We start from the raw sequence: 16,344 nt of genomic DNA, 5'->3' as shown, positions 1-16,344 counted from the left end.
GGTGGCCCGCGACGCGATTCTTGCGCATCACACCTCGATACCTAGCGCGACGATGCGCCGGTACAGCGTCGCGCGCGCCATGCCGATCTGCGCGGCGGCTTTCGTCACCTGGCCGCCGGCCGCGCGTAACGCGTCGGTCAGGAAGCGGCGTTCGTAATCGCGCATTGCTTCGTCGTACTGCTGATACTGCGGCACGCCGGTGTCGTCCTGCGTATCGTGCTGAGTGCCCGTCTCTTCGTCGCGGCGCTGCCCGCGCCCATCGCCGATGAAGCGCGCGAGCGAGCGCGCATCGATGCGCTCGCTGTCCGATAGCAACACCGCGCGCTCGAGCGTATTGCGCAGCTCACGCACGTTGCCTGGCCAGCCATACGCACACAGCACCGCGAGCGCGTCTTTGTCGAGTTCGAGATGCCCCGCGCCGCTCTCCACCGCGAGCTTGTCGAGAATCGAATACGCCATCGCCTCGATGTCCGCCAGGCGCTCGCGCAGCGGCGGCACACGAATCATTAGTACGTTGAGCCGGTAGTAGAGGTCCGCACGAAACCGGCCCTGCGCCACGAGTGCGGGCAGATCCGCCGAGGTCGCCGCGATGATGCGCACGTCGGTGCGCACGATGCGATTCGAGCCGAGCGGCTCGAACTCCTGCTCCTGCAAGACCCGCAGCAATTTGCCCTGCAGCGCGAGCGGCATGTCGCCGATCTCGTCGAGAAAGAGTGTGCCGCCCTGAGCCAGCTCGAACTTGCCGATGCGCCCCTTGCGCTCCGCGCCGGTGTACGCGCCCGCCTCCGCGCCGAAGAACTCCAGTTCCAGCAGCGTGTCGGGAATCGCCGCGACGTTCACCGTCACGAGCGGACTGTCCGCGCGTCCGGACGCGCCGTGGATGGCGTGCGCGAGCAGCTCCTTCCCCGTGCCCGTTTCGCCAAGCAACAGCACCGGCGAGGCGAGACGCGCGGCCCGGCGCGCCTGGCGCTTCACTTCGAGGCTTGCGGCGCTCGTGCCGATCAAGCTCGAAAAGCTGTACTTCGCGCGACGCACCTGCGCGAGCGACTGACGCGTGCTGATCAGTTCGGCTCGCAGCCGTGCGTACTGGCTAAAGAGCGGCGACAGTCCCTTGAGTTCGTTGAACAGCACGAAGCCGACAGCACCGATCGTCTCGCCGTTGTCGTCCTTGATCGGCAAACGCGTGACGACGATCGGATCGCGATCGGTCTCGAGAATGTCGAGCAGAATGGGCTCGCCCCCCTTCACGACGTCGCGCATCATGCTGTTGGGAATGACGGCTTCGCAATCGAGACCGATCACGGCTGTGGGGTCGTCAAAGCCGAAGCGCGCCGCATAGTCCCGGTTGATCCACACCACGCGCGCGTTGCGATCGACGATCACGGTGCCTTCGCTGAACTTGTCGAGTGATCGAAAGAGCGATTGCATCGCCAGCTTGCGCACGTGGTCGTAGTCGGCCAGCAGCGCGGTCGTTTCGATTTCCATTCGGTGCTTTTCCTGGATCGCGGCCCTGACGTAGCCCGTCACGACCAGTGGATTCTCATTTGCGGGACGCATTATCCCAGAAATGAGATTGCGCCACGTCCCCTGAAATTTCCCGGCTTGGCGCGCGGGGATGGCAAGCGGCGCCGCGCTTTCTTCGCCTAACTCGTCTCAGTTTTGCGACTCGCAGCCGCCGCAAGCATCCCGGCGCACCCCTGCGCCCCGCGCAGCGGGTTCGCCCGCCGCTTCGCGCAAGGCTCTCCGCCCGCTGGCACACATCGTGCTCTATTGCGCGGTCGCGCCGGCTTCGGCGCGCGCGAACAACAAACAGACCTGCACGAATAAACCAACTGGAGACAAGATGTCCTTTGTGATTGTGATCGCCGCTTTGGCGTTCCTGATGTTCGTGGCCTACCGCGGCTACAGCGTCATTCTCTTTGCGCCCATCGCCGCACTGGGCGCCGTGCTGCTGATCGATCCCTCCGCCGTCGCCCCCGTGTTTTCCGGCATTTTCATGGAAAAGATGGTCGGCTTCGTCAAGCTCTACTTCCCCGTCTTCCTGCTCGGCGCCGTGTTCGGTAAGGTCATCGAACTATCCGGCTTCTCCGAGGCGATCGTGGCCGCCGCGATCCGCTACATTGGCCGCTCGCGCGCCAATGCCGTGATCGTCGCGGTCTGCGCGCTGCTCACGTATGGCGGCGTCTCGCTCTTCGTCGTGGTGTTCGCGGTGTATCCCTTCGCCGCCGAACTCTATCGCCAGAGCAACATTCCGAAGCGCCTCATGCCCGGTGCGATCGCGCTCGGCGCGTTCACGTTCACGATGGATTCGCTGCCCGGTACGCCGCAGATCCAGAACATCATTCCCACGACGTTCTTCAAGACCACCGCGTGGGCCGCGCCCTGGCTCGGCGTGATCGGCTCGATCTTCATCATCGTGGTCGGTCTCACGTACCTCGAATGGCGCCGCCGCAGCGCCATGGCGAAGGGCGAAGGCTATGGCACGTCGCTCGTGAACGAACCGGAGCGCGTCGAGACCGGCAATCTGCCGCATCCGGCGCTGGCCATCGCGCCGCTCGTGCTCGTTGGCGTCGCCAACTTCCTGCTGACGAAGTGGATTCCGCAGTGGTACGGCGAAAGCTTCACCGTCGCGCCCGACGTGCTGCCCGGCATGCACGCGCCCGTGACGGTGGCCGTGAAGAGCGTCGTCGCCATCTGGGCCGTGCAGGGCGCACTGCTGCTCGGCATTCTGCTCGTCATCGTGACGGCGTTCGGCCGCGTGAAGGAACGCTTCGCGACCGGCACGAAGGCCGCAGTGAGCGGCGCGCTGCTCGCCACGCTCAATACGGCATCCGAGTACGGCTTCGGCGGCGTGATCTCGGCGCTGCCCGGCTTCCTCGTGGTCGGCAATGCGCTCAAGGCCATTCCGAATCCGCTCGTGAATGCGGCCGTGTCGGTTTCGGCGCTCGCGGGTATCACGGGTTCCGCATCGGGCGGCATGAGCATCGCGCTCGCCGCCATGTCGGACACCTTCATCAAGACCGCGCAGGCCATGCACATCCCGATGGAAGTGCTGCACCGCGTGGTGGCAATGGCGAGCGGCGGCATGGATACGCTGCCGCACAACGGCGCGGTCATCACGCTGCTCGCGGTTACGGGCCTCACGCACCGCGAGTCGTATCGCGACATTTTCGCGGTGACGATCATCAAAACGCTCGCGGTCTTCTTCGTCATCGCCGTGTTCTACCTGACCGGCATCGTCTAACCGGCAACTACACCAGGCCCACCCATGCATCTCCCCAACACGCTCCCCCTCGCCGGAAAGACCGCCGTCGTCACCGGTTCGACCAGCGGCATCGGTCTCGGCATTGCGACGGCGCTGGCTCGCGCTGGCGCCAATATCGTCGTGAACGGTTTCGGCGATCCGGCGGCCGCGCTCGCGCAAATCGAAGCGACCGGCGTGCGCGCCGTGCATCACAACGCGGACATGAGCCGTCCTGCCGAGATCGAAGCCCTCGTGACTTTCGCGGCAAGCACGTTCGGCGGGCTCGATATTCTCGTCAACAACGCGGGCATTCAGTACGTCGAAACGATCGAGAACTTCCCGGTGGATCGCTGGGACCAGATCATCGCGATCAATCTGAGCGCGACGTTTCACGCGACGCGCGCAGCGCTTCCCATCATGCGCGCAACGGGTTGGGGACGCGTGATCAATATCGCGTCGGTACATGGGCTCGTGGGCTCGGTCGGCAAGTCGGCCTATGTCGCGGCCAAGCATGGCGTGATCGGGCTCACCAAGGTCGCCGCACTGGAAACCGCGCGCAGCGGCGTGACCGTCAACGCGATCTGTCCGGGCTGGGTGCTCACGCCGCTCGTACAGAAGCAGATCGATGACCTGGCTCACCGCGAGGCCATCTCCGTCGAAGACGCCACGCTGAAACTGCTCGGCGAAAAGCAACCGTCGGCAAGCTTTGCGACGGTCGAGCAAATCGGTGGCGTAGCGGCCTTCCTGTGCTCGGAAGCGGCGAACGAGATGCGCGGCGCCGAACTCAAGGTGGATGGCGGCTGGCTCGCGCAGTAAAAACGGCAGCGGCGCGCGAACGACGTACGACGCGTCAATCGCGCGCCATGCGCCGCAGTTTCATGGCGTGCGTATTCCGTACGTTTTCGTACAGAACACCTGAGCGCGCCGATTTATATGCTGGCTGATTATTTCGTATCGTTCCGCAGTGAGTCGATACGATGCTGCCGTATCGATTCATTTGCGATTGCTTCGCTCCTGCCCGGCCGCCGCGCCTTCCGCGATCAATGACCAAACCACCTGTTCGAACTGCTCGGGCTCGATCGGCTTCGAGTACAAATAGCCCTGCGCGAAATCACAGCCCATCGACTTGAGAAAATCCCGTTGCTCGACGGTTTCCACGCCTTCGGCGATGACCTGGATTCCCAGCTTGTGTGCGAGCACCACCATCGCCTCGCAGAGCACCTGATTGTTTTCGTCCACGCTCAGGTTCTGGACAAACGACCGATCGATTTTCAGGTAATCGATGTCGAAGCGCTTGAGATAGGCCAGCGAGGAATAGCCCGTGCCGAAGTCGTCGATCGAAATACCGATGCCCGCCAGACGGAAATCGAGCAACCGCTCGTCGATATTCGATTCGGCCTGCAGCAGCAGCCCCTCAGTGATTTCCACCACCACGCTTTGCCCCGGCATGCCCTCGCGATCGAGATAGTCGTGCCACCGCACGCCGACCGTGCTGTCCTGGCGGACCTGCACCGGCGACATGTTCACGCTGATCTGGAACGACGGATCGTATTGCTCACGCCAGATGCGCGCTTGCTGCACGGCTTGCCTGAACACCCAGTCGCCGATGGGAATGATCAGGCCGGTATCTTCGGCCAGCGGAATGAATTCCAGCGGACTGATCATGCCGCGCTCCGGATGCAGCCAGCGTAACAGGGCTTCCGCCTTGCAGACCCGGCCCGTTGCCAGGTCGACGACCGGCTGATAAACCAGCCGAAGCTGATTGCGAGGCAACGCTGAACGCAGGTCGCTGGTCAGGCGCAAGCGCGTTTCCGCCTCCAGCTGCATGTCGGGCGTGAAGTAGCTGAAGCGGTTGCGTCCAGCATTCTTGGCCGCGTACATGGCCTGGTCTGCGTTCTTGAACAAGGCGTCGAGTTCAACCGTGTCGTCGGGGAAAACGGTGACGCCAATGCTCGCCGAAATGTAGACCTCGTCCGCGCCGAGTTTGAACGGTTCAGTCAGTTTGCGATTGATATTGCGCACGGTCTGCTCGACCGCGTCCATGTCTTCGAGATCGGGCAAGATCACCGTGAACTCGTCGCCGCCCAGTCGCGCGACGGTATCCAGATTGCGCACGCACGCGCTGATGCGGCGACCAGCCTCGATCAACAGCACGTCGCCGCGGTCGTGCCCCAGCGAGTCGTTGACCTCCTTGAAGCGGTCGAGGTCGATCAACATCAGGGCCACGCGCCTTTGCGAACGGCGCGCGAGCGCGGCCTCCTCGGTAAGACGATCGTGAAAGAGCTGCCGGTTAGGCAGACCCGTCAGCGCATCGAAATTGGCCTGCTTCCAGATGGTCGCCTCGAACGCCATCCGGTCGGAGAGGTCGCGACCGACTGCCAGCACCGAAGTGACATGGCCGGAACGATCGATCTCAGGCGTGATGCGAATGTGAGTGCATTGCTCCTGCCCGTCCTTTCCTGCCCACCGCAGTTCGAACTGCGCGCTTTTTCCCGTCGCGATGACTTCGCCGATCTTCCTTTCGTAGACCAGCGCATTGGCGCCGCCGGGAAGCTCCGAAGGCCGCTTGCCGAGCACGCTGGCGAGATCGCATCCCGCCGACGTGCAAAAGGCCGGATTGGCGAAGATGCGGCGCAGCTCGCGGTCATATCGCGTGATCGTATCGGGCGAATTCTCGATCAGCGTGCGCGACTCCCGTTCGCGGGCGACGAGTTCCGCCGTCCGGTCGACGACAGTCTGTTCGAGCGACGCATTGATTTCGTTGATCTTGTGAATCTTCTGCCTGATCGCCGTGCGCATCCGCTCGAAGCGCTGCGCCAGCCGCGCCAGTTCGTCCGGTCCGCCAGGCGGGCCTTCCCCGTCCTTGCCATCGTCCTCGACGGCGCCGGCATCCTCGCCAGTGTCGTGCATGCGGCGCACCAGATCCTGGAGCGGCGCCGAAATGCTGTACGAAATAAAGTAGGCAAGGAAAATGGAAAGCAGAAACCCGGAAATGCCGACCACCACGATCTGGTTGCGTACGGCCTGCGCCTCCGCGGTGAGATTCCGTTCGGCGATCGTGCTGACCACGAACCAGCTCGTGCCGGGAATGCGCGCGTAGGCGGCAAGATAATGCCCGCCGCGCTTTGCCGCGAAATTGACGAACCGGCTCGACTCGCCCGATACGCGGTGGCGCGCGATATCCTCGATCAGGCCGGGCTCGGGTGCGGCGCCCGGGTTGGGCGACGAGGCGTGATTCGGAACCACGATGATCTTGTTGTCGCTCGCATCGAATACGTAAATCTCTGTTCCGCTGCCCGTCGCGACGTCGTTGAAAATCGTCGAGAAGTATTCGGGGCGAACGACCAGAACCAGACTGCCGATCTTCGCGTTGTCGCTCTTGTTGTAGATGGCGCGCACCATTCCCAGGTTCTGCTGGCCCACGCCATCGTCGTAGCTGCCCCAGTAGGTGCGTTCATGCGATTCTTCCGCAATGCCGACGAGCGCCGTCACACCCGAAGTCAACTGCGCAAATGCCTGCGTATCCAGAATCCGGTCTTTCTGGTCGAGCAAATATTTCTGGTTGATGAAATCGACCGACCCATAATGCTCGAGCAGCAAACGCGTCATGTCCTCGCGCGCCTCGCTCTGCTCCATCGCACTGCCGCTCGCCGCTCTCGCCAGTGCGCCCTGGACCCGGTCCGAAAGCACGAGAAGATTACTTTCCGTTTCGATCTCGTGCATGCGCAGCTCGACATTTCTCGAAACCTGCCTCACCACCTCTTTCGAAAATATCTCCGCATTTTCCTTGATCGCCGCGATCGACTTCACATAGGAAATGCAGCCCGAAATGATAATGGGCAACAGCGCCAACAGAATGAAAGCGGCGATCAGTCGATAGCGAATCTCGACGCGTCGAAGCAAATCCTGGCAGAGGTAGTCGAAAGCGCGTCGCAGCAGTGCGGAGATTGCATTCATTTGTAGTGCATCTTCGCTTCAGTCTTGACCGAGTTATCCAGGCGCTGCGCAGCCTGCCTGGGTGTAATTTTCCTGAGCAGCACATCCTGCATCAATTCATGCACCAACTCAATCGTATTGGAAGGAAGCGACGAATAATAGGGGCTTGCCGTGACGGGATAACGGCTGAGCGCGTTCGTGTAGTCGACGATCTCCACGTCGCTCACCACGGTCCCCATGCCTTTCTGGAACGGCGAAATGTTGTGGCGTTTCCGCTGAAGAATCGGAAACCCCTTGCCGGCGATGAATTCCAGAAAACGCATGGCCGCGGCCTTGTTGGGCGTTTCGCAAACGGCAAAGCCCGTTTCGCTGCCGAGCACCGGCACGACGCGTTCGCCGCGCGCGTTCCAGGGCGGCACGAACACGCCCACCGAGAAATCGTTTCCATGCAGCATGAGTCCTGCTGACCAGCTGCCCTGGAACGCCATCGCCACCTTGCCTTCCTTGAAAAGGCGAATGCCCTCGTCGTACCCCGTCGTCATGAACGACGGCTGCGCGTAACCGCGCTCCGGGATCAATGCGATTTTGGCGAAGATATCGGCCGCCTCCGGCGTATCGAGGTTCAGCGTGCCGTCCGCCATTTTCTCTTTCCAGTTGGGCTCGCGCGCGACCACATCATTGGCAAAGCCTGAAGCGAATGGCCCGTTGCCGAGCATGTTCGGAAAGCCGCCGCTCCACATCACCGGAATCATGCCCGCCTGCTTGAGCCTCGCGCACACCGCCAGGAACTCATCGAAATTCGTCGGCAGCGTGTCGATGCCGGCCTTGGCGAACATGGCGCGGTTGTAATAGATCATCGTCGTCGCCACGCCACCCGATATGCCGAACCCCTTGCCTTCGCGACTGGTCCAGTCAGCCCTGAGCGGATCGAGCATGTTCTTCCATGCGGCGCTCTGGCGGACATCGGTCAGGACGCCCTGGTCGGCCAGCTCGGCGGCATAGGCGTTCGGATTGATGCTGACGAGGTCGGGCAGCGTGCCCGCCGCCACGCGCGGCTTGATGTTCTCCTCGATCGAGTTGCCGACCATGAACTGCACGTTCACGTGCAGATCGGGATTGAGCTTGTCGAACCCGGCGGCGATCTGGAGCATCTCCTCCGGCCAGTCCGGCGCCCAGATCAGCGCGGTGATGGTGGTCCGTGCCGGCGCGGCCTTGCTGCTCTGGGCGCCGTTCTGCTGATCGCAACCCAGGAGCAAAAGCATGCCGATCAGACCGGACCACAGCCAGGCAAACTTGATTCCGTGCACGTAACGCTCGCTTTCAGTTCGGGAATGGCGGACCCCGCGGAACGCAGGGGAACCACATTGCATATCGGCCGAAACCGGGCGTCACTTGAGGGGGTTGCGCGTGAGCGTGGCACGCGACAATTGGCGAGCCTTGCGGACGAACGATCATGCCCGTTCGCAAACGTTAGCGCGGCGCGATGCGCTAACGTGGTGCAATAGCAGCGGGTCTCTTTGCGCAGACCCGGAGCGCGGCGCGGCGAGGTCGATGGCTCGCCGCCTTGCGTCGCTTTCGAATCAATCGTTGCGATCGTTTCAATCGAGCGACGGGCTGCATTCGCATTCGAGCGCCGCGACCCGCGCCGGCCGCTCCATTGCCGCAAGCCGATGCAGCGTCACGAGTCCGAACACGGCGAGCGCGCAGCCGAGCACCAGATCGGCACGTATGCCCGCGCGGTCCACGATCGTGCCGCCCACTGACGAGCCAAGCGCAATCGCCACCTGGATCACGCTCACGAACATCGCCGAGCCCGCTTCGGCAAGATCGGCCGTGCCGCGCTGAATCCACACGGAGAAGCACAGCGGAATCGCGCCGAACGCCACGCCCCACATCAGCATCGCCGCGATCTCGCCAATTCGCACGTGGTCGAGCAGAATCATCGCTGCGAGCGCGCACAACAGCAGCGCCGTCATCGTCGCCACGGCGAGCTTCAGGCGCGTGGCAACGACCGCCGAAGTCAGCGCGTTCGAGAAAAAGCCGATCACGCCGAACGCGAGCAGCAGCAGCGTGATGGCGCTCATCGAGAAGTCCTGCTGGAGCAGCGGCGCGATGAACGTGTACGTCGAGAAATGCGCGCCGAACACGAGCGCCACCATCAGCATGCTCAGACGCACATGCGGGCGACGCAGCAGCGTGGCGAAATCGGCAAGACGCAATGCGGCGGCGGAAGGAAGCGTTGGCACCAGCAGCGCCTGCGCAACGAGCGCGAGCGCGACGAGGCCGCCCGTCACGAAGAACGACATGCGCCACGACGCGAAACCCGCGATAAAGGTGCCGAGCGGCACGCCGATCACCGTCGCGAAGGTCACGCCGGTCAGGATGATCGCCGTTGCACGCGGGGCGTCGCTCGTATGCACGAGGCGGCCCGCCGCTGCAGTCGCAAGCGTCCAGAATCCGCCGAGCGCCGCGCCGAGCATCGCGCGGCCAACCAGCATGAACGCGAAATTCGTCGCAAGCGCGGAGACGATATTCGACGCGAGCAGCATGGCCGTGAGCAGGAGAAAGACTTGACGCCGGTCCATGCGGCCGGCAAACATCATCAGGCCCGGCGCGAAGATCGCCGCCATTACGCCCGGCGTGGTCACCATGAGTCCGGCAGTACCCGGCGTCACGCCGAGGTCGCGGGCGATCTCGGTGAGCAAACCGACCGGCAAAAATTCGGACGTCACGAACGCAAATGCGCTGATCGCCACGGCCAAGACTGACAGCCACTGGCGCAGTGTCGTCTCTTCGAGCGGCGCGGGCGCGAGATTGGGAGAACGGTCGTTCATGTTTCGATGACTGTTTTGTATGTGGCGAATAATAAAAGCCATTGTTCGGCAATTTCGCACCAAAAAATGGGGAAAATCGCCGCTTAAATGGTCAATCGGGAATGACGTTTAAATTAACATCAAATAAAGAAGCGCGTGCGGCCCTGCGATTAGCGGGGTCGACAAAAGGGTTATGAATGGAATGTGACGCGGCCTGCCTCGCGCGGGCCGGCGGGGCGGTGATTATGTCATTTCAGAGCCGGAAAAATAAACGATATTTTTCTGGGGACAATATAGGCATCGAATAGATGCTTTGCTGGTCACTGGACAGGAGACTAAGGGCGCCGGGAAAGCGCCCCGTGAGGAATTGCCGGAAAACCGGTCCATCAAGTCAAGCGAGGCGCTCGCAGGCGCCTGGGTTCAAAACCGCGTCTGCACGCCAACGCGGGCGATGAACTGGTTAGGACCGCTCGACGTACCGTTGGGGTCGAGCACGCCGCTGATCAGCGCCTGAGCCCCGGCGTTCGTGCGCTGATACACGGTCTCCACATACACGACCGTCCGCTTGGACAGGAAGTGATCGACGATGGCCGTGATCTGGTGCGCGTGATTGTTGTCGAGATACGCGTTGCCCTTCATGTACATGTAGTCGGCGGCAATCGCCCAGTCTGGCGCGAGCAGCCAGTTCGCGCCGGCCTCGGCCTGGGCAATGGCGCCGCCGTTGAAGGTGTTGCGCACGGTCGTCACCAGCAGCGTCGCCATGACCTTGCCGAAGTCGTAGTGCGCGCCCACGCCCCAGTTGCGAATGCCGACATCGGGTTCGCCGGTCTCCACATATTTGGCTTCCGTGTACGCGGCCGCCATACCGAACGCGCCGTTGGTGTAATTCGCGCCGGCACTGACCGTATTGCCGCGTCCGAATGCGCCCGGAATGCCACCAAAGCCGTACAGGCCGCCGAAGCTGAATCCGGCAAACTTCGGCGATTGATACTTGACCGAGTTCTCGACCGTGGCGCCGGCCATGCGGTCCCAGTCGAACTGCTGCGCGAAGGGTGGGTTGCCCGGAATCGCGATCTTCGCAAACGGGCCCGCGCGGAAGTTGTAGAGGCCCCCGACTTCCATCGCCGCGTCGTCGTGGCCGAAAAACAGCGAATCGGTCATGAAGTCGTATTGATTGCCCATCGTGAGCCTGCCGTACTGGTCGCTGTCGAGGCCAACGTAGGCGTTGCGCCCGAAGATTCCTTGTCCCGAGACGATCGAACCCGTCCCCATCGAAAATTGATCGACGAGATCGAACACCGCGTGCAAGCCGCCGCCCAGATCTTCGCGCCCGCGTATCCCAAGCAGGTTCGGCGTGAAAATGCCGTCGTCGAACTTCACCACCGAGTGGCCGCCCTGGTTGCTGACCCACGACACGCCCGCGTCCACCATGCCGTACAGCAACACGCTGTCGCCTGCCGGGCCGCCTTCCGCATGTGCCTGGGCGCAAGCCATGACCGATACCGCCGTGCACCACAGTGCGAGGCTCTTCATTGACGTCTCCTTTACCTTGATCTCTTTGTCGGCATCCTTTTATTACGGATGCCTTATTAATTGAAATAATCGTCGAACTTCAGGAAAACGTAACGGCGCCGGGGCGCCGTCACCGCGACATCAGTCGGATTGCAGTGCGACCGGAGCCGACCGGCGTGCCAGCGCGCGCGGTGCGGTTTCGATCAGGAACATCGAAACGAAGATGCCGCAAATGAGCCCGCCGAGCGCGAACTGCAGCGTGAACTGAATGCCGTCGTGCTGCGCGACATAACCGGCAATCGCCGGCGCGATGCCGCCGCCAAAAATCTCGCCGGCACCCGAAGTAATGCCGATGGCCGAGGCGACTAGCCCCGCGGGCGCAGCTTCAGTCGCGATCGGCCCGGTGAGGACGCCCAGCATGCCAAGCGCGAAGAACGAAACGACGAACAGGACGGCAAAGAGCATCCACGGGTTCGCGCCGACGCGGGCGAATACATAGAGCGAAATCGCCGCGCCCGCGAACGAGACGACCGAAGTCAGCCGCCGCCCCGCAACGTCGGAGAGACTGGCAAGGCCGAACTCGCCGAGAAAGCCGCCGAAGCCGATCGCCGACACGACAAAGCCCATCTGCGCGGTGTCGAGATGCAGATAGTCCACGAGATAGTTGGGCACCATCGCGCCGATCACGAAGATGCCCGCCATCGCGCACAGCGTGGCCAGCATGGCTAGCACGACATTGCGGCTGGCGAAGAGCGCGCTCCAGCGCGGGCCGCCCGTTGCGTGCGCAACCGCCGCGTGCACCGGCTTGATTTGCGGCGCGTCACGCAACATCGTCGCGATCAGCACGGCCACGATGAGGCCCGGCACCGCGGAAACCGCGAACACCCAGTGCCACGACGGCACGACGCGTAGCAACTGCGTCGCGATGATCGGCGCGAGGCCCAGGCCCATCAGCGCGAACATGCTGAGCTGCAGCCCCTGGTTGCGCCCGCGGCGCGACGGATGCGAGGCCTCGCCCACGGAGGCCACGCTGGTGGGCGTGAATGCGCCCTCCGCGACGCCCATCAGCGCGCGAATTAGCAGCAGGCTTGCGAAGCCGGTCGCGAAACCCGAGAAGCTGGAGAGCAGCGAGAACATCACCATCGCCGCGATCATGATCTTGCGTCGGCCGATGCGGTCGGACAGGCGGCCCATGAGGATCGAGAACACGCCCCACGCAATGCTGAGAATGCCGATCAACTGGCCGAGCTGCTGGTAGCTCAGGTTGAGGTCTTTCATCATGTGAGGAAAGAGCGGCGCGATCATCCAGCGATCGAGCCCGACCAGACCGAAGCCGATGGCGAGCAGGACCAGCGTCCTGCGTTCGTTTTTCAGATCGTGTGGTTCGTGCGGATGATGTGATTGGGCCTGCCTCGTCACGTTTGTCTCCTTGGTTGTCTTGCGTGTTCGTATTACGAACTCCGCTTCGTTTATCGAACTTCGAGCGAGATCGTAGGAAACCTGACCTAGTGATGTCAATCAAAAAAGACCCTCGTTGTACACAATTTCTCTTTACTTTCCGCTTACTTTTCCACGTTTACCCTGTATTTCGCGACAGTTGTATTGAATAGATCGATTCGCTGTATACAATCTGTACACATCGTGGTGCAGTCTCTGGCCGCTTCTCCATTCGCTTTTCACCACTTCCTTACGCATGAACGGCATCGACGACACCCCCGCGAGCACGCGCGCCGGCTCCGCCGCTTCGCAAACCGTCAAGGCCCAGCTCGGGCTGCGAGAACTGATACTCGGCGGCGAACTCGCGCCGGGCGAGCGCATTTCCGAACTGGCCGTGGTCGAGCGCCTTGGCGTCTCGCGCACGCCGGTGCGCGCGGCGCTCATGCGCCTGCAGGAAGAAGGGCTGCTCGAACCGATTCCGAGCGGCGGCTATGCCGTACGCTCGTTTTCGGAAAATGAAATACGCGACTCGATCGAACTGCGCGGCACGCTCGAAGGGCTGGCTGCGCGCCTTGCCGCCGAGCGCGGCATCACCCATTCGATGTTCCGCGACCTGCACGACTGCATCGACGAGATCGACGAACTGCTCGTGGGCGAGTTGAGCGAAGAAACCTTCTCCCGCTATGTCGAAGCGAATGGCCGCTTTCACCGGCTGCTGGCCGCGGCTTCCGACAGCGAAGTGGTGGCGCGGCAGATCGAGAAAGTCGCCACCTTGCCGTTTGCATCCGCCAGCGCGTTCGTCGTCGTGCAGTCGCTCGACCCGCGTGCGCGCGAAACGCTGATCGTCGCGCAAGCCCAGCATCGCGCCGTGCTCGAAGCGATCGAAAGCCGTGAAGGCGCGCGCGCCGAAGCGCTGATGCGCGAGCATTCGCATATCGCCCATCAAAACCTCAAGCGCGTGCTCGACAACCAGCGCGCCATGACGAGGCTGATTGGCGGCAATCTCATTCGCCGCAATCCGCGCTAGTGGCGCGCGGTATACACGCTCGCTAAACGGCTTGATTCGAACGGCGGCATGCGTGCCGCCCCTCACCCTGAACGAAGGCGCAGCCAGGCGCCCTGGAGGAGACATATGTTCCTGAAAAACGCATGGTATGTCGCATGCACCCCCGATGAAATCGACGGCAAGCCGCTTGGGCGGCAAATCTGCGGCGAGCGCATGGTGTTCTGGCGCACGGCCGAAGGCGGCGTCGCCGCGCTCGAAGACTTCTGCCCGCATCGCGGCGCGCCGCTCTCGCTCGGCAGCGTACGCGAAGGGCATCTGGTGTGCGGCTATCACGGCCTCACCGTGGGCGCCAGCGGCAAATGCGTGAGCATGCCGTGCCAGCGCGTGGGCGGCATTCCGTCCGTGCGCAGCTATCCCGCGGTCGAGCGCTACGGTTTCATTTGGGTATGGCCCGGCGATGCGGCGCAAGCCGACCCGGCGAAGATCCATCACCTCGACTGGGCCGACAATCCCGCGTGGGCGTATGGCGGCGGCCTTTATCACATCCAGTGCGACTATCGCCTGATGGTCGACAACCTCATGGACCTCACGCACGAGACCTACGTGCACGCCTCGAGCATCGGCCAGCCCGAGATCGAGGAAGCACCGCCCAAGACCACGGTCAACGGCGACGTGGTCACCACCAGCCGCTACATGCAGAACATCATGCCGCCGCCGTTCTGGGCCGCAGCGCTGCGCGGCAACGGCCTCGCCGACAACGTGCCCTGCGACCGCTGGCAAATTTGCCACTTCTCGCCGCCCAGCCACGTGATGATCGAAGTGGGCGTGGCGCACGCAGGCAAAGGCGGATATGACGCCGATACGCGCGACAAGGCATCGAGCATCGTCGTCGACTTCATTACGCCGGAAACCGAAACGTCGATCTGGTACTTCTGGGGCATGGCGCGCAGCTTCGCCGTGCACGATCACGCGCTCACCGAAACGATCCGCACGGGCCAGGGCAAGATCTTCTCGGAGGATCTCGAGATGCTCGAATCGCAGCAGCGCAATCTGCTCACGTGGCCCGAACGCCGCATTCTGAGCCTCAACATCGACGCCGGCGGCGTGCAGTCGCGCCGCGTGCTCGACCGGCTGATCGCCGCAGAACGCAACACAACGGCCACTGCCGCAACGGACTGATTCGACCAAAGCCACGGTCGCGCGGGCACGCGCGGCCGCTCTCCTTCCCTTGCCCCAACGCATCATGAAAGTCACCCTTCTGCGCAAGATTCCCGTCGCCACCGATATCTGCGAGTTCGAACTGGCGAGCGCCGATGGCGCACCGCTTCCGGCATTCGCGGCGGGCGCGCACATCGACGTCCATGTGGATGGATTCGTGCGCCAGTACTCGCTTTGCAACCGTCCCTCCGTTCATGGCGCCTACCACATCGGCGTGTTGCGCGACCCGGCTTCGCGCGGCGGCTCCGTTGCGATGCACGCGCTCGACGCCGGTACGAACCTGGAAATCAGCAGCCCGAAGAATCATTTCCCGCTGGACGAACAAGCCACGCATACCATCCTGCTCGCGGGCGGGATCGGCATCACGCCGCTCATCGCCATGGCCGAGCAGTTGCGTGAGGAAGGCCGCCCGTTCGAACTGCACTACTGCACGCGCGACCCACAGCGCGCCGCCTTTCGCGAGCGTCTTGCCGAAGCGGGTTTTGCCGAGCACACGCACTTCTATTTCGACAGCGAAGGCGCCGATGCACGCATCGACCTCGCGCGCGTGCTTGGCGCTCCGCACGACGGTAAGCATGCCTACGTATGTGGCCCTGCGGGCTTCATCGACGCCGTGCTCGCAGCCGCAACCAGCGCGGGGTGGCCCGCGCAGAACGTGCACCGCGAGTACTTCGGCGCGGCCCAAGCAGGCGCGAGCGCGAACGCCGACACGAACGGCGCCTTCCAGGTCACCCTCGCGAGCTGCCAGCGCGTGATCGACATCCCGGCCGGCACGACCATCGTCGAAGCGTTGCGCGCGGGCGGCGTCGAGGTGCCGGTCTCATGCGAGCAAGGCGTATGCGGCACCTGCATCACGCGCGTGCTATCCGGCGAGCCGGACCATCGCGATCTCTACCTGACCGACGAGGAGCGCGCCGCCAACGACCAGCTGCTGCCGTGCTGCTCGCGCTCGCGCTCGCCCATGCTCGTGCTCGACCTCTGATACGGCGCGGCGGCGCCCATCAGGATTCGCGCGCTCGCTTCACCGCGAGCAGCGCGGCGAGCGCCGCCACCACCGTAACCGGGACGCTTGCGCCTATCACCGTCGTGGCGCTCGCGCCGCCCGCCAGCAACTGCCCTGCCGCGAGCGGACCGACGATCGACCCTACGCGGCCCACCGCCACTGCCGCGCCCACGCC

Annotated in this window: 11 protein-coding genes and 1 pseudogene; 5 read left to right on the top strand and 7 right to left on the bottom strand. The window is 63.3% G+C overall.

What is annotated here, in order from left to right:
• Positions 1–27 precede the first annotated feature (27 nt).
• On the bottom strand, positions 28–1,485 hold the full coding sequence (locus AB4Y43_RS28225; RefSeq protein WP_342948201.1) for a sigma 54-interacting transcriptional regulator: 1,458 nt from the start codon (positions 1,483–1,485) through the stop codon (positions 28–30).
• Between the two features lie 358 nt (positions 1,486–1,843).
• Here AB4Y43_RS28225 and AB4Y43_RS28220 point away from each other — a divergent pair, with 358 nt between their 5' ends.
• The gene (locus tag AB4Y43_RS28220; protein WP_342948202.1) at positions 1,844–3,244 is read left to right on the top strand and encodes a GntP family permease; all 1,401 of its coding nucleotides are present in this window, start codon (positions 1,844–1,846) and stop codon (positions 3,242–3,244) included.
• A 24-nt stretch (positions 3,245–3,268) separates the two neighbouring features.
• On the top strand, positions 3,269–4,060 hold the full coding sequence (locus AB4Y43_RS28215) for a 3-hydroxybutyrate dehydrogenase (RefSeq protein ID WP_368729294.1): 792 nt from the start codon (positions 3,269–3,271) through the stop codon (positions 4,058–4,060).
• A gap of 177 nt (positions 4,061–4,237) precedes the next feature.
• On the opposite strand, the gene AB4Y43_RS28210 is transcribed toward AB4Y43_RS28215, so the two are convergent.
• The 5 genes from AB4Y43_RS28210 to AB4Y43_RS28190 form a co-directional block, all read right to left on the bottom strand.
• Entirely contained in the window at positions 4,238–7,201 is a 2,964-nt protein-coding gene (locus AB4Y43_RS28210) for an EAL domain-containing protein (protein ID WP_368729293.1), read from the bottom strand.
• Positions 7,198–8,442: an ABC transporter substrate-binding protein gene (locus AB4Y43_RS28205; protein WP_368729325.1), complete on the bottom strand. Its 1,245-nt coding sequence runs from the start codon at positions 8,440–8,442 to the stop codon at positions 7,198–7,200. The genes AB4Y43_RS28210 and AB4Y43_RS28205 overlap by 4 nt, the downstream gene beginning before the upstream one ends.
• A gap of 336 nt (positions 8,443–8,778) precedes the next feature.
• Positions 8,779–10,014 carry an MFS transporter gene (locus AB4Y43_RS28200; protein WP_342948203.1) on the bottom strand — a complete coding sequence of 412 codons (1,236 nt, stop codon included), beginning with the start codon at positions 10,012–10,014 and terminating at the stop codon, positions 8,779–8,781.
• A gap of 399 nt (positions 10,015–10,413) precedes the next feature.
• Entirely contained in the window at positions 10,414–11,526 is a 1,113-nt protein-coding gene (locus tag AB4Y43_RS28195) for a porin (RefSeq protein ID WP_368729292.1), read from the bottom strand.
• A gap of 120 nt (positions 11,527–11,646) precedes the next feature.
• Positions 11,647–12,924 carry an MFS transporter gene (locus AB4Y43_RS28190; RefSeq protein ID WP_342948205.1) on the bottom strand — a complete coding sequence of 426 codons (1,278 nt, stop codon included), beginning with the start codon at positions 12,922–12,924 and terminating at the stop codon, positions 11,647–11,649.
• 274 nt (positions 12,925–13,198) lie between these two features.
• Here AB4Y43_RS28190 and AB4Y43_RS28185 point away from each other — a divergent pair, with 274 nt between their 5' ends.
• From AB4Y43_RS28185 to AB4Y43_RS28175, 3 genes are all read left to right on the top strand, one after another.
• A complete protein-coding gene (locus AB4Y43_RS28185) occupies positions 13,199–13,969 on the top strand; it encodes a GntR family transcriptional regulator (protein WP_254355476.1) in 771 nt (256 codons plus the stop codon).
• Between the two features lie 105 nt (positions 13,970–14,074).
• Entirely contained in the window at positions 14,075–15,127 is a 1,053-nt protein-coding gene (locus AB4Y43_RS28180) for a Rieske 2Fe-2S domain-containing protein (RefSeq protein WP_368684295.1), read from the top strand.
• A gap of 64 nt (positions 15,128–15,191) precedes the next feature.
• On the top strand, positions 15,192–16,148 hold the full coding sequence (locus AB4Y43_RS28175) for a 2Fe-2S iron-sulfur cluster-binding protein (RefSeq protein WP_368729291.1): 957 nt from the start codon (positions 15,192–15,194) through the stop codon (positions 16,146–16,148).
• Between the two features lie 19 nt (positions 16,149–16,167).
• Here AB4Y43_RS28175 and AB4Y43_RS28170 read toward each other — a convergent pair.
• Positions 16,168–16,344 (bottom strand): annotated as a pseudogene (locus tag AB4Y43_RS28170) (3-(3-hydroxy-phenyl)propionate transporter MhpT); the annotation flags it as partial.

Origin of the sequence: Paraburkholderia sp. BR10872 (assembly GCF_040965835.1) — a bacterium.
Lineage (GTDB): Bacteria > Pseudomonadota > Gammaproteobacteria > Burkholderiales > Burkholderiaceae > Paraburkholderia > Paraburkholderia nodosa_A.
The sequence above is the reverse complement of the archived record's forward strand: the minus strand, read 5'-3'. Positions and strand labels throughout refer to the sequence as shown.

What these genes read in the sequence shown, in the direction of transcription:
- AB4Y43_RS28225 (WP_342948201.1), bottom strand. Translation starts at nt 1,485, where the DNA reads ATGGAAATCGAAACGACCGCGCTGCTGGCCGACTACGACCACGTGCGC.
- AB4Y43_RS28220 (WP_342948202.1), top strand. Translation starts at nt 1,844, where the DNA reads ATGTCCTTTGTGATTGTGATCGCCGCTTTGGCGTTCCTGATGTTCGTG.
- AB4Y43_RS28215 (WP_368729294.1), top strand. Translation starts at nt 3,269, where the DNA reads ATGCATCTCCCCAACACGCTCCCCCTCGCCGGAAAGACCGCCGTCGTC.
- AB4Y43_RS28210 (WP_368729293.1), bottom strand. Translation starts at nt 7,201, where the DNA reads ATGAATGCAATCTCCGCACTGCTGCGACGCGCTTTCGACTACCTCTGC.
- AB4Y43_RS28205 (WP_368729325.1), bottom strand. Translation starts at nt 8,442, where the DNA reads ATGCTTTTGCTCCTGGGTTGCGATCAGCAGAACGGCGCCCAGAGCAGC.
- AB4Y43_RS28200 (WP_342948203.1), bottom strand. Translation starts at nt 10,014, where the DNA reads ATGAACGACCGTTCTCCCAATCTCGCGCCCGCGCCGCTCGAAGAGACG.
- AB4Y43_RS28195 (WP_368729292.1), bottom strand. Translation starts at nt 11,526, where the DNA reads ATGAAGAGCCTCGCACTGTGGTGCACGGCGGTATCGGTCATGGCTTGC.
- AB4Y43_RS28185 (WP_254355476.1), top strand. Translation starts at nt 13,199, where the DNA reads ATGAACGGCATCGACGACACCCCCGCGAGCACGCGCGCCGGCTCCGCC.
- AB4Y43_RS28180 (WP_368684295.1), top strand. Translation starts at nt 14,075, where the DNA reads ATGTTCCTGAAAAACGCATGGTATGTCGCATGCACCCCCGATGAAATC.
- AB4Y43_RS28175 (WP_368729291.1), top strand. Translation starts at nt 15,192, where the DNA reads ATGAAAGTCACCCTTCTGCGCAAGATTCCCGTCGCCACCGATATCTGC.